The sequence below is a fragment of the Hydrogenophaga soli genome (assembly GCF_054777695.1).
Map to the genome: position 1 here is coordinate 68,417 of NZ_BAAHAK010000006.1, position 11,501 is coordinate 79,917.

12 protein-coding genes are annotated in these 11,501 nt (G+C 66.7%); 5 read left to right on the plus strand and 7 right to left on the minus strand.

Annotated elements, in window-relative coordinates; genetic code table 11:
• Positions 1-31 precede the first annotated feature (31 nt).
• Entirely contained in the window at positions 32-1,684 is a 1,653-nt protein-coding gene (locus ACYVB7_RS12195; protein WP_460507958.1) for a DUF1800 domain-containing protein, read from the plus strand.
• A 16-nt stretch (positions 1,685-1,700) separates the two neighbouring features.
• Positions 1,701-3,122, plus strand: coding sequence for a DUF1501 domain-containing protein (locus ACYVB7_RS12200; RefSeq protein WP_460507960.1), 1,422 nt, complete (start codon positions 1,701-1,703; stop codon positions 3,120-3,122).
• Between the two features lie 38 nt (positions 3,123-3,160).
• Here ACYVB7_RS12200 and ACYVB7_RS12205 read toward each other — a convergent pair whose 3' ends face one another.
• From ACYVB7_RS12205 to ACYVB7_RS12225, 5 genes are all read right to left on the minus strand, one after another.
• The gene (locus ACYVB7_RS12205; protein ID WP_460507962.1) at positions 3,161-3,625 is read right to left on the minus strand and encodes a DUF1653 domain-containing protein; all 465 of its coding nucleotides are present in this window, start codon (positions 3,623-3,625) and stop codon (positions 3,161-3,163) included.
• Entirely contained in the window at positions 3,622-4,323 is a 702-nt protein-coding gene (locus ACYVB7_RS12210) for a DsbA family oxidoreductase (RefSeq protein WP_460507964.1), read from the minus strand. Before ACYVB7_RS12210 ends, ACYVB7_RS12205 begins: the two co-directional genes overlap by 4 nt.
• Before the next feature lie 70 nt (positions 4,324-4,393).
• Positions 4,394-5,392, minus strand: coding sequence for a Bug family tripartite tricarboxylate transporter substrate binding protein (locus ACYVB7_RS12215; RefSeq protein WP_460507966.1), 999 nt, complete (start codon positions 5,390-5,392; stop codon positions 4,394-4,396).
• A 26-nt stretch (positions 5,393-5,418) separates the two neighbouring features.
• Positions 5,419-6,438, minus strand: a complete 1,020-nt coding sequence (locus ACYVB7_RS12220; protein ID WP_460507968.1) for a tripartite tricarboxylate transporter substrate binding protein — start codon at positions 6,436-6,438, stop codon at positions 5,419-5,421.
• Between the two features lie 24 nt (positions 6,439-6,462).
• Complete coding sequence (locus ACYVB7_RS12225) at positions 6,463-7,227, minus strand: GntR family transcriptional regulator (protein ID WP_460507970.1); 765 nt, start codon at positions 7,225-7,227, stop codon at positions 6,463-6,465.
• 34 nt (positions 7,228-7,261) lie between these two features.
• Between ACYVB7_RS12225 and ACYVB7_RS12230 the strand changes: the two genes are divergently transcribed.
• The gene (locus ACYVB7_RS12230; protein ID WP_460507973.1) at positions 7,262-8,056 is read left to right on the plus strand and encodes an amidohydrolase family protein; all 795 of its coding nucleotides are present in this window, start codon (positions 7,262-7,264) and stop codon (positions 8,054-8,056) included.
• Here the strand turns inward: ACYVB7_RS12230 and ACYVB7_RS12235 are convergent.
• Entirely contained in the window at positions 8,044-8,385 is a 342-nt protein-coding gene (locus tag ACYVB7_RS12235) for a hypothetical protein (protein ID WP_460507975.1), read from the minus strand. The genes ACYVB7_RS12230 and ACYVB7_RS12235 overlap by 13 nt on opposite strands.
• Before the next feature lie 53 nt (positions 8,386-8,438).
• The gene (locus tag ACYVB7_RS12240) at positions 8,439-8,945 is read right to left on the minus strand and encodes a MarR family winged helix-turn-helix transcriptional regulator (protein WP_460507978.1); all 507 of its coding nucleotides are present in this window, start codon (positions 8,943-8,945) and stop codon (positions 8,439-8,441) included.
• Positions 8,946-9,023: 78 nt separating this feature from the next.
• Here ACYVB7_RS12240 and ACYVB7_RS12245 point away from each other — a divergent pair, with 78 nt between their 5' ends.
• Both ACYVB7_RS12245 and ACYVB7_RS12250 read left to right on the plus strand, forming a co-directional pair.
• Positions 9,024-10,361: a chloride channel protein gene (locus tag ACYVB7_RS12245; protein ID WP_460507980.1), complete on the plus strand. Its 1,338-nt coding sequence runs from the start codon at positions 9,024-9,026 to the stop codon at positions 10,359-10,361.
• 2 nt (positions 10,362-10,363) lie between these two features.
• Positions 10,364-11,494 (plus strand): glutamate--cysteine ligase family protein, encoded by a 1,131-nt coding sequence (locus ACYVB7_RS12250; protein ID WP_460507982.1) that lies wholly within the window; start codon positions 10,364-10,366, stop codon positions 11,492-11,494.
• Positions 11,495-11,501: the final 7 nt, after the last annotated feature.

Sequence of the window (11,501 nt, forward strand, 5' to 3'; positions counted from 1 at the left end):
TGCTTTGTTGTAATCGCGCCAGGAGGTGCCCATGTCCACGGACACTTGTGAAAAGCCCATCTCGGCGCTTGGCGCCGCTGCCCTTGCTTCAACGGTTCTGACGGCCTGTGGGGGTGGTGGGACCGATGCCGTCACCCCCCCGCCATCCACAGGCCCCACACCCATCAGCGGGCCCGCCAATGCCGTGGAAGCCTCGCGTTTCCTGTCGCAAGCGGCGTTTGGTGGCACCAGTGCCGATGTGGCCACCTTGCAGTCGCTGGGCTACGACGGCTGGTTGAACGCCCAGTTTGCCGCGCCGCGCACCCAGACCCATTGGGACTGGATGCTGGCCAACGGCTTTGGCGACCCCAGCTACGTCAACAGCTTCAACGGGGTGGAGAACACCCTGTGGCGCAAGCTGCTGTCCAGCCCCGATGTGCTGCGCCAGCGCATCACGCTGGCGTTGTCCGAGGTGCTGGTGGTGTCCATGGAGGGCTTGCCCATTCCCTGGCCGGGCATGGCGGTGGCCCACTACGTGGACATTCTGGAAACCCATGCGTTTGGCAACTTCCGCCAGCTGCTGGAGGCCGTTACCCTGTCGGTGGCCATGGGGGCCTACCTCAACATGCGCGGCAACCAGAAGGCCGACGGCAAGGGTCGCGAGCCCGACGAGAACTACGCCCGCGAGATCATGCAGCTGTTCACCATCGGGCTGCTGCAACTCAACCCCGACGGCACCCCCATCACCCAAAACGGCGTGGCGCTGGAAACCTACACCGCCGACGACATCCGCGGCCTGGCCCGCGTGTTCACCGGTTGGGACTACGACCGCTACAGCAAGGACGTGCCCGACCACACCGGGCGGCCCATGGCGTTCACGGCCAGCCGCCACTCGCCCGAGGAAAAGAAGTTCCTGGGCGTGACGCTGGGCACGGGCACCAATGGCGTGGCCGAGCTGAAGGCGGCGCTGGACACGCTGTTCAACCACCCCAACGTGGGGCCATTCATCGGGCGGCAACTGATCCAGCGGCTGGTGACCAGCAACCCGTCGCCCGCTTACGTGGGGCGCGTGGCCGCCGCGTTTGCCAACAACGGGCAAGGGGTGCGTGGCGACCTGACGGCGGTCATTCGGGCCGTGCTGCTCGACCCCGAGGCCCGTGCCATGGGCACCGACCCCGGCTGGGGCAAGCTGCGTGAGCCCATGGTGAGGTTCATCCAGTGGGCGCGCACCTTCAATGTCAGCTCGCCCACCGGGCTGTGGAACGTGGGCAACACCTCCAGCGCCTCCACGCGGCTGGGCCAAAGCCCGTTGCGTTCGCCCACGGTGTTCAACTACTTCCGCCCGGGTTACGTGCCACCGGGCACGGCCCTGGGCACGGCGGGTTACACCGCGCCGGAGTTCCAGATCACCAACGAGTCCACCGTGGTGGGCTACGCCAACTGGATGCAGTCGGTGGTGGCCAACGGCGTGGGCGAGGTCAAGCCCGACTACACCGCCTGGCTGCCGCTGGCCTCCGACCCGGGGGCTCTGTTCGACCTGCTCAACCTGCTGCTGGCTGCCGGGCAGCTGAGTGCCGCCACCCGGGCCACGGTGGTGGCGGCCATCACGTCCATGGCCGTGACCACCGACGCCAACAAGCTCAACCGGGTGCGGGCTGCCGTGTGGCTGGTGTTGTGTGCCCCTGAGTACATCGCCCTGAAGTGACCGGAGACCCCAGACCATGACTTCTTCGTCCCAACGCCCCGGTCGCATCGTTCGGGTGCCCCAAGGGGTGGCCAACTTGCAGCGGCGCGAGTTCCTGCGCCGGGGGGCTGTGCTGTCCGCTGCCGGGGCCGCCGCGCCCTGGGCCTTGTCGCTGGCCGCCATGGGCGATGCCGCGGCGGCCACCGCCCCGGTCAACGACTACAAGGCGCTGGTGTGTGTGTTCCTGTATGGGGCCAACGACCACGCCAACACCGTGGTTCCCTACGACAGCACCAACTACGCCAGCTACGCCAACATTCGCGCGGCGCTGGCCACGCCCTTCAACCAGCTGCTGCCGCTCACGCCCGATGTGGCCTTGCCCTCGGGTGCGCAAATGGCGCTGGCGCCGCAGCTCACGGGGCTGAAAAGCCTGTTCGATGCCGGAGCCCTGGGCGTGGTGCTCAACGTGGGCACGCTGGTGGTGCCCACCACCTTGGCGCAGTACAAGGCGCAAAGCGTGCCCCTGCCGCCCAAGCTGTTCTCGCACAACGACCAGCAGTCGGTCTGGCAGTCCAGCCTGGCCGAGGGGGCCACATCGGGCTGGGGTGGGCGGCTGGGTGACCTGTTCCTCAGCCAGAACAGCACCAGCACCTTCACCTGCATGAACGTGTCGGGCAATGCCGTGTTTGTGTCGGGGCAGCAGGCGGTGCAGTACCAGGTGAGCAGCAGCGGTGCGGTCAAGCTCAATGCCACGGCGTCCAATGCGTTTGGGTCATCGGCGGTGTCCAAGGCCATGCTGGCCTTGTCGCAGGGCAGCAGCACGCGGTGGATGGAGAACGAACACGCCCGCATCATGAGCCGGGCCATTCAGGCCGAGGCGCAGTTGTCCAGCGGACTGGCGGGGGTGCCCACCTTGAGCACGCCATTCAACAGCAGCAACCCCCTGGCCATGCAGTTGCAGATGGTGGCCCGCACCATTGCCGCCCGCGGGGCCATGGGCACCAAGCGGCAGGTGTTTTTTGTGTCCCTGGGCGGCTTTGACCTGCACGACAACCTGGTGGCCCAGCACCCGGGGTTGCTGACCCGCATTTCCGAGGCGCTGTCGTCGTTCCACGCCGCCACGGTGGAACTGGGGGTGGCCAACCAGGTGACCACGTTCACCGCGTCGGATTTCGGGCGCACGCTCACCAGCAACGGCGATGGGTCGGACCACGGCTGGGGCAGCCACCACTTTGTGATGGGCGGGGGCGTGGCGGGCAAGCGCTTTTTCGGCAAACTGCCGGTCACTGCCGTCAACGGGCCGGACGACGTGGGGCAGGGCCGCTTGCTGCCCACCACCAGCGTCGATCAACTGGGGGCCGCGCTGGCCACGTGGTTCGGTGTGGCCGACAGCGATTTGCCCACCGTGTTTCCCCATGTGCGCAACTTTGCGGCGGGCACGTTGCCGTTGTTTCGCTGACTGGGCCTGACGGGGTTTGACGAGGCCTGGCTGGGGGCTCAACCCCCGGCCAGCAGGGCGCGGGCGTCGGCCCGCCAGTGGTGCAGGGCCTGGTGGTAGCCCTCCCACACGCAGCCATTGCAGCCGCGGCCACAGCAGGTGGTGGGCTCGGGGGGCGGTGGGCGGTGGGTCTGCCGGGCTTCGCGCAGTTGCCATTGCAGCCAGGCCACCACGGCGCGTGCGGCCACCACGTCGGTCACGGCCAGGGTGGGCTCGTCCACCGGGGTGAAGCGGGGCTGCACCAGGCCGTCCACGCTCACCTGTTCCACAAACATGGCGCTGGGGCGCACCCAGCAGCGACCAGGGTCGGCGCCGCCCAGGTCGAGGTACAGCGTCATGCCTTGCAGGGTTTCGCTGCACCGGGCGTCGCCCACCACCGCGTACCAGCCCCCCTTGTAGTGCCGGTACAAGCCCTTGGGCGTGTCGGTCAGCGGAGGCAGCGGCGTTTCGGTTGCCCCCATCATTCGCCCTGCTGTGGCTGCGGGGCAGTGGCCCCGGATTTTTCCTGTGCCAGGCGGCGAATGGCCTGCTCGTACACCTCGGCGGGCTGACCGCCTGAAATCAGGTACTGGCGGTCCAGCACCACCGCGGGCACGGCCTGGATGCCGGCGTTCTGATAAATCATCTGGGCATGGCGCACACCGCTGGCGTGGGCATCGCTGCCCAGCACCTCGCGGGCGGCATCGGCGGGCAAGCCGACTTGCACGGCGGCTTGCAGCAGCACCTCGTCCTGGTCCATGGCCTGCTGGTGGGTGTGGCAGGCGGTCATCAAGGCCTTTTTCAGGGCCTGCTGGTGGTGGCTGCCCTGGGCTTGGTCGACGGTGGCGGCCCAGTGCAGCAGCCGGTGGGCGTTGAAGGTGTTGTAGATGCGGCCTCGCCCGTCGGGGTGGAAGGCAAAGCCCACGGCGGCCCCCCGTTCGCGGAGGGTGGCGCGGATTTGCGCCTGCTGCTCGGGCGAGCTGCCGTATTTCTGCGCGAGGTGCTCGGTGATGTCCTGCCCGCCCGGCTCCATGTGCGGGTTGAGTTCGAACGGCTGAAACGTGAGGCTCACCGCCACCTCGTCGCCCAGGCGTGCCAAGGCGGTTTCCAGCGACCACAGCCCGATGGCACACCAAGGGCAGGAAACGTCGGACACGAAATCGATGTGGATGGGCGTGGTCATGGGCGGGCTCACAAAGCAAAACGGCCCGCCATTTTGAGGGGCGGGCCGCAGGATTGCCGGGGAGGGGCGGTCAAACCCCTTCAGGGCGGATCTGGGCGCGGGCGATCACGGGCTTCCAGCGGTTCTGTTCCGCCTGGATGAAGGCCGCGAACTCGGCGCTGGTGTTGCCCACGGCCAAGGCCGTGTCCTGGCCCAGGCGGTCGCCCACGGCCTTGCCGCGGGTGGCCTTGATGGCTTCCTGCTCCAGCTTGTCCACATGGGCCTTGGCCAGTTTGCTGGGGGCCATCAGGCCGTACCACTGGGTCATTTCAAAACCCTTGTAGCCTTGTTCCGCCACGGTGGGCACGTCGGGCAGTTGGGGCAGGCGGGCGGTGGTGCCGGTGGCAATGCAACGCAGCTTGCCGGCCTTGATGAACTGCAACAGCGCCGGTGCCCCCACCGATGCGGCCTGGAGACGGCCCGACAGCAGGTCGGTCAGCATGGGGCCGGTGCCGCGGTAGGGCACGTGCACCATGAAGGTTTCGGTGACCATCTTCAGGTACTCGAACGCCAGGTGCCCGGCACTGCCGTTGCCCGCCGAACCGTAGTTGAGCTGCCCCGGCCGGGCCTTGGCGTAGGCCACAAACTCCTTGAGGTTCTTCACCGGCAGGTCGGGGTGCACCACGTACAGGCTGGGCACCTTGGACGTGAGGGAAATGGGTGTGAAGTCCTTGATGGGGTCGTAGGGCAGGTTGGGGAAGATGAAGGGATTGACCGCCAAGGTGCCGATGTGGCCCAGGATGAGGGTGTGCTCGTCGGTGGCGCGGGCCACTTCCATCATGGCGATGTTGCCGGCGGCCCCGGGCTTGTTCTCCACAAAGATGTTCTGGCCGATGGTCTTGGCCATTTCGCCCGCCACGGCGCGGGCCACGATTTCGGAGCTGCCGCCGGGGGCGAAGGGCACCACCAGTCGGATGGGTTTGCTGGGCCAGTCGGCGGCCAAGGCCGACAGGCCCGGGAACGCGGTGGCCCCGGTCAGCGCCGCGGAACGGGTCAGCCACTGGCGGCGATTGAAAAAATGGTGGGTCATGGTGGGTGTCTCCTGTGGCGGTTGGGTCATTCGGTGGTGATGCCTCGGGCCTTGATGACACGGGCCCACAGGGCCATTTGACCCTGAATGAACTCCTGTGCGGCTTTGGGTGAACCCTTGTGAATCTCCCCGCCCAATTGGGTGATGCGGGACTTGACCTCCGGGGCATCCAGCGCCTTGTTCAGGGCTTGGGAGAGTTTTTCGATGATGGGTTCAGGCGTGCCAGCGGGGGCGAACAAGGCGTTCCACTCGTGGATGTCGGCGCCTTGCACACCGGCTTCGGCCAAGGTGGGCACATCGGGCAGCATGGCCGTCCGTTTGGGGGAGGTCACGGCCAGGGCCCGCAGCTTGCCCGATTGCACATGTTGCAGTGTGGACGCCAGGTTGCCAAAGAACAGCGGCACCTGGCCGCCGATCACGTCGTTGAGGGCCGGGCCGCCGCCTTTGTAGGGCACATGCACCATGTCCACCTGGGCGGCAGATTCAAACAATGCACCGGCCAGGTGCTGGGCCGATCCGTTGCCCGACGACGCAAACGCCACCGCACCCTTCTTGGCCTTGGCCTGGGCGATCAGCTCGGCGATGTTGCGCGCCGGAAACTGGGCGTTGACCAGCACCACATTGGGAAACAGCGCCAGCACCCCAATGGGTTGAAACGCCTTGCTGCTGTCGTAGGGCAGCTTGGGGAACAGCGACGGGTTGACCGCAAAGGACGAGGCATCCAGCATCAGCGTGTGGCCATCCGGGGCGGCTTTGGCCACGGCACCCGCGCCGATCTGCCCGCTGGCCCCCGGCTTGTTGTCCACGATCACGTTTTGCCCCAGCGCTTCAGACAGCTTGGGTGCGATCAGCCGCGCCATGGTGTCGGCCCCACCCCCTGGCGGGTAGGTGACCACCAGCGTGATGGGTTTGCTGGGCCAGGCCGGGGCTTGGGCCATGGCGTGCGGGCTGGCGGCCCCCCAACCCAGCAGCAGTGCACTGGAAAGGCCGAGCAGCGTGCGGCGGCGGGGTTGGTTGGCGGTGTTGGATGGCGGCTGAGGGCGCATGGGTGTCTCCTGGTTGAATGGGGGTCAGCGGACCTGTGCGGTGTATTCGAACGCGAAGGCGTCGCCCCGGGTGGTGCGCAGTTCGACGCACCGCCCCGAGAGGTCAAACGCCCTGCGCTGCACCCGCACACACGGGTGGCGCGGTGCCAGCGCCAGCAGCTGGGCCTGCTCGGGCGTGAGCAGGTCGAAACTGAGTTGGTCTTGGGCCTGGTGGATGGTCACGCCGCACACCCGCTGGTACATGGGGTAGAGCAGGTCGTCCCAGGTGTGGGTGTCGGACGACACCAGGGCCTCGAACGCTGGCAGGGGCAGCACCAGGCTTTCCAGCAGGCACGGGCGGCCTTCGATGCTGCGCAAGCGCTCCAGGCACAACACGCTGGCCCCGGCGGGCAGGCCGAAGGCTTCCGACTCAGCCGCTTCGGCCAGCCGAACGCTGCGCTGCAGGATGGTGGATTGGGGTGTGGCTGCGGGGCCATCGCCCTGGCGGAAGCGGAAGAACCGCGTCATGGACGCACCACCCAGCCCGGCTTTCACAAAAGTGCCCTTGCCGTGGCGGCGCTCCAGCAGCCCGTCGGCCACCAGCAGCGCCAGTGCCTGACGCATGGTGCCCAGGGCCACGCCGTGGGTGCGGGCCAGTGCGGCCTCAGGGGGCAGGGCGTCGCCCGGCACCCATTCACCCTGCTGGATGCGTGCACGCAAGGTGGCGGCCAGCCAACCGTAGCGGCTCCAGCCAGGGCCGGGGCCTTCGGCGTCTGACAGGGTGCTGGACGCTGCGCGAGAAATGTCCATTGATTTAGTCCTCTAGATGACTAGAATTTAACCCATGAAACTTCATGTGTCAAAACCCAAGGTAGACAGCCACTTTCATGTGTTTCGTGCCGGGGTGGGACAGGTTGGCTCGCGCTACGTGCCCCAATACAGCGCTCTGTTGAGCCAATGGCAGTCCGTGGCCCGGGCCAAGGGTGTGCACCGTGGCGTGGTGGTGCAACCCAGCTTTTTGGGCACCGACAACAGCCTGCTGGCCGCGACGCTGAGCACCCACCCCCTGTTGCTGCGGGGGGTGGCGGTGGTGGCACCGGATGCGGCTGCCGACGAGCTGCTGGCCCTGCACCGCACTGGCGTGAGGGGCATCCGCATCAACCTGTCCGGGGTGGACCACGACGTGAGCGCCTGGACCCAGGCCGATGGCCTGTGGGCTTGGATGACGGCCCACGGCTGGCACCTGGAACTGCACACCGACGCGGGTGCGTTGCCACGGGTGCTGGCCCGGTTGCCGCCAGACCTGCCGCTGGTGGTGGATCACATGGCCAAGCCCAACGCGGTGGACGCGACCGACCCCACCGTGTCCGCATTGGCGGTGCGGGCAGGGCGCTCACCCGTGCACATCAAGCTCAGCGGGGCCTACCGGTTGGGGGGGCTCAACCCCGCCGACCTTGCCCGCCTGTGGTTGAGCGTTCTGGGCCCCGACCGCTTGCTGTGGGGCAGCGATTGGCCCTGCACCAACCACGAGGCCATGGCGGACTACGCCCAGTTGCTGCGCAGCCTGACCGACTGGCTGGGGCCGGAGGTGGCCGAGCAGGTGTTGACCGACAACCCGGCGGCACTCTATTGGGGTTGAGGGTCGGGTTGAGACCCGTCGTCAACGCGCGAACAGCGCCGCAGCTCCGAGCGCTCGTTGGTCCCGGGGTTTTCAACGCGCAGCAGGGCCTTGGACATGTTGAGCTGATGCACAAGTCGGGTGCCGCCTGCTTGGGTGACGAAGGTGAAGGTGCCCGCCAGGTAGGTGACATCTTCTGCCGGGAGTCCATCCACGGTGACCTGTTCCAACGCCTTGGCGTAACGGTAGTGCACCACGGTGTCTGACAGCCCCACGCAGTCCAGGGCCACCCACGACGCTGCTTGCACCGTGGCAGGCAGCCCGCTCAGCCCCATGGCTGCTGCAAACATGCACCTTCGCCAACCCGTGACAAATGAGGGTTGAGGTGCCAAGGGGTGGTTTATCACAGGTCGGCCAACGGTGTTTGCTCGTGGGTGGGATCGGCTTGGAGCACCTGGATCAAGGCCGCCAGGTCCTTGTTCATGGAAGCCAGCGTTTCGGTGGGAAGCTGTCGCAACGCATGGGGCAGGACGCCTTCTGGTGGGCCCTCGGTCTGCGCAAGCAGGGTGTCTGCCGCTGGCGTGGGGAACAGCGCCACCGTGCGTCGGTCATGCGCTTGTTTTTCGCCCTGGATCAAGCCCTGCCGGGTCAATTGCCGAACCAGGTTGCTGGCCGTGGACTGGTGAACGTCCATGCGCTGGGCCAACGTACCCACGCTGATGCCCGGCTGGCGACGGATTTCGCTCAAGGCCCAGATCTGCGCTCCGCCCACGCCGGTTTGTCTTTCCATTTGGTGGAAATGCCGACGCACCGCTGAAAACACCACCCGGAACTGGCGCAATACCAGGGTGGCGGCTTCCGTCTGGTCGGGGACTTCGGTGGCGGATGGCGTGGGGGGATGGGCGAGCATGTTGGTTTAAATATTTGTGCAAATGTATTATCGGGTCAACGGCTTCATCGTCTCACAGCGTCATCACGGTTTCACACCATGCACCTTGATCCCCACGTGCCCACCCGGATTCGGGAAGAACTCAGCAACCTGGACCTGTGGCAAACGCGGGCGGTGGTGTTGGCATTTGGCGCCCTGTCGGGCCTGACGGTGGTCACGTTCACCTGGCTGACCGAGCACGCCTTGAGCGGTTTTCAGCAGTTGGCGGGCTGGTCGTTGTGGCTGACCCTGGTTTGGTGTCCGGCCATTTGCGCCTTGGTGGTGTGGATCACCCGCCGCTGGTTTGCCGGGGCCGCTGGGTCGGGCATTCCCCAGGTGATGGCGGCGCTGGACAGCCGGGTGGAGCCGGGCCAGCGGTCGCTGTTCGTGTCCATTCGCCTGACGCTGGCCAAAATGGGGCTGACCGCGCTGGGGCTGGCCGGTGGCTTGTCGCTGGGGCGTGAGGGCCCGTCGGTGCAAATCGGGTCGGGGGTGATGCACGCCGCCCGGCGTTGGCTGCCCGCCCGCCGTGAAGTGTCTGACCATGGCCTGCTGGTGGCCGGTGGTGCGGCAGGCATTGCCGCGGCCTTCAACACGCCCTTGGGCGGCATCATGTTCGCCATTGAGGAGTTGTCCCGCCGTCCGGAGCAGCGCAACAGTGGTTTGCTGATGGCCGCCATTGTGTTGGCGGGCTTGATGGGCATTTCGGCCTTTGGCAACGCCACCTACTTCGGCGTGATCCGCGTGGTGCCGCTGTCTTGGAGCCTGTTGTTCCCCGCGCTGTTGGTGGCCTTGTTGAGTGGTTTGGCGGGCGGCCTGTTTGCGCGGCTGATGCGGGTGTCGCTGGCGGGACAAAGCCCGGACCGGTTTGCACGCTGGCGGCGCGGCCACCCGGTGCACTTTGCCGCGGGCTGTGGTTTGGCCGTGGCCGTGCTGGGGGTGGTGACGAACGGGGCCACGTTCGGCAGCGGGTACGCCCACACCAAGGCCTTGCTGGACGGCAGTCCCGACGTGTCGCCGCTCTACACCCCGCTGAAGTTCATGGCCACCTGGATCACGTCGTGGTCTGGGGTGCCCGGCGGCATCTTTGCGCCTTCGCTGGCCATTGGGGCCGGGTTGGGGGGCAATGTGGCCGACTGGACCGGCGGCCAGGCCCACATGACCACCTTGATCGCCTTGGGCATGGCGGGTTTTCTTGCTGCGGTAACCCAGGCACCGATGACCGCGTTCATCATCGTCATGGAAATGGTGGACGGTTACGGGCTGGTGCTGAGCCTGATGAGTTGTGCGCTGGTGGCCAGCGGCATTTCACGCATGGTGAGTCGCCCCCTGTACACCAGCCTGGCCGAATTGCAGGTTCAGCGGGTGCCCAGCCCCCCTTCAACAAAGGACGCCTGACCATGCATTTCAAACCGTCCGAACCCTTGACCTTCGGGGTGGAACTGGAACTTCAGATCGTGGACCCGGACACGGGGCGTCTGTCTCCTTCTGCCCATTCGCTCTGGCAGGCCCTCACGGAGGGCGGTGGCCAGGGGCACTACGCCATGGAGGCCACGCTGGCCACCATCGAGATCAACTCGTCCATCCACCACGGGGCAGACCGCATGGCCGAGGAGCTTTCACAACTCGTGTCAAAAACCCAGACGGCGGCGGCCCAACTGTCCAGACAGATTCGGGGCGGCGGATCGCAAATCTCCCAGTTCTGGAACGAGCGGGTCACAGCCCCTTCCGCCCGGGCCGCAGAGCTGGCGCAGCGATTCGGGTTTCTGCCCAAACGTTTTTCCACCTACGGCATGCATGTGCACGTGGGCATGCCCGATGCGGCGTCGGCCATCCGTGTGGCCAATGTGTTGCAGGGCGTGGTGCCATTGTTCATTGCGCTGTCGGCGGCCTCGCCATTCCTGCAGTTGAGCGACACCGGTTTTGCCGCCGCCCGCCCGCTGGAACCGCTGGTCTATCCCCACGGGGGACCCATGCCGCGCTTGAACGATTGGGCTCACCTGGAAATGGTGGTGGGCGAGTTCTTCAACACGGGCATTGCCCACAGCCTGAAAGACATCTATTGGGACGTGCGCCCCAAGCCCGAGTTCGGCACCGTGGAAGTGCGGGTGTTTGACACGCCGTTGTCGGTCCACAAAGCCGTGGCGTTGGCCACCTTCACCCGTGCCGTGGCGGCATTGGCCCTGAAGGGGGAGTTGACGCTGGGAGCAGATTCCGCGGCCAGCGCCACCGACCAGCGGGTGAGCCGCTTCCTGGCGTGTCGGGACGGTTTGGCGGCCCACCTCTTCAACCCTTGCAAGGCACAGTGGATGAGTGCCCGCAACTGGCTGGATGAACTGCTGGCGCTTGCGCAGCAGCACAATCCCTGGCCCGCCGACCAGGCCCACCTGGTCTGGGTCTGCGACATGGCCCAGGCCGAACAAGACCACCAGACCATGCGCCGCCTCTGGGCCGAGTCCTGCCACTCCCACGATGAGAGCGAAGCCCTCAGGCGGTATTCGGGGCAGATGGTGGCGTTGTTGATGGCGTGACCCCCGG

Bases quoted from the DNA above. Each gene is read 5' to 3' on its own strand.
- ACYVB7_RS12195 (WP_460507958.1), top strand. From the start codon at position 32: ATGTCCACGGACACTTGTGAAAAGCCCATCTCGGCGCTTGGCGCCGCT.
- ACYVB7_RS12200 (WP_460507960.1), top strand. From the start codon at position 1,701: ATGACTTCTTCGTCCCAACGCCCCGGTCGCATCGTTCGGGTGCCCCAA.
- ACYVB7_RS12205 (WP_460507962.1), bottom strand. From the start codon at position 3,625: ATGATGGGGGCAACCGAAACGCCGCTGCCTCCGCTGACCGACACGCCC.
- ACYVB7_RS12210 (WP_460507964.1), bottom strand. From the start codon at position 4,323: ATGACCACGCCCATCCACATCGATTTCGTGTCCGACGTTTCCTGCCCT.
- ACYVB7_RS12215 (WP_460507966.1), bottom strand. From the start codon at position 5,392: ATGACCCACCATTTTTTCAATCGCCGCCAGTGGCTGACCCGTTCCGCG.
- ACYVB7_RS12220 (WP_460507968.1), bottom strand. From the start codon at position 6,438: ATGCGCCCTCAGCCGCCATCCAACACCGCCAACCAACCCCGCCGCCGC.
- ACYVB7_RS12225 (WP_460507970.1), bottom strand. From the start codon at position 7,227: ATGGACATTTCTCGCGCAGCGTCCAGCACCCTGTCAGACGCCGAAGGC.
- ACYVB7_RS12230 (WP_460507973.1), top strand. From the start codon at position 7,262: ATGAAACTTCATGTGTCAAAACCCAAGGTAGACAGCCACTTTCATGTG.
- ACYVB7_RS12235 (WP_460507975.1), bottom strand. From the start codon at position 8,385: ATGTTTGCAGCAGCCATGGGGCTGAGCGGGCTGCCTGCCACGGTGCAA.
- ACYVB7_RS12240 (WP_460507978.1), bottom strand. From the start codon at position 8,945: ATGCTCGCCCATCCCCCCACGCCATCCGCCACCGAAGTCCCCGACCAG.
- ACYVB7_RS12245 (WP_460507980.1), top strand. From the start codon at position 9,024: ATGCACCTTGATCCCCACGTGCCCACCCGGATTCGGGAAGAACTCAGC.
- ACYVB7_RS12250 (WP_460507982.1), top strand. From the start codon at position 10,364: ATGCATTTCAAACCGTCCGAACCCTTGACCTTCGGGGTGGAACTGGAA.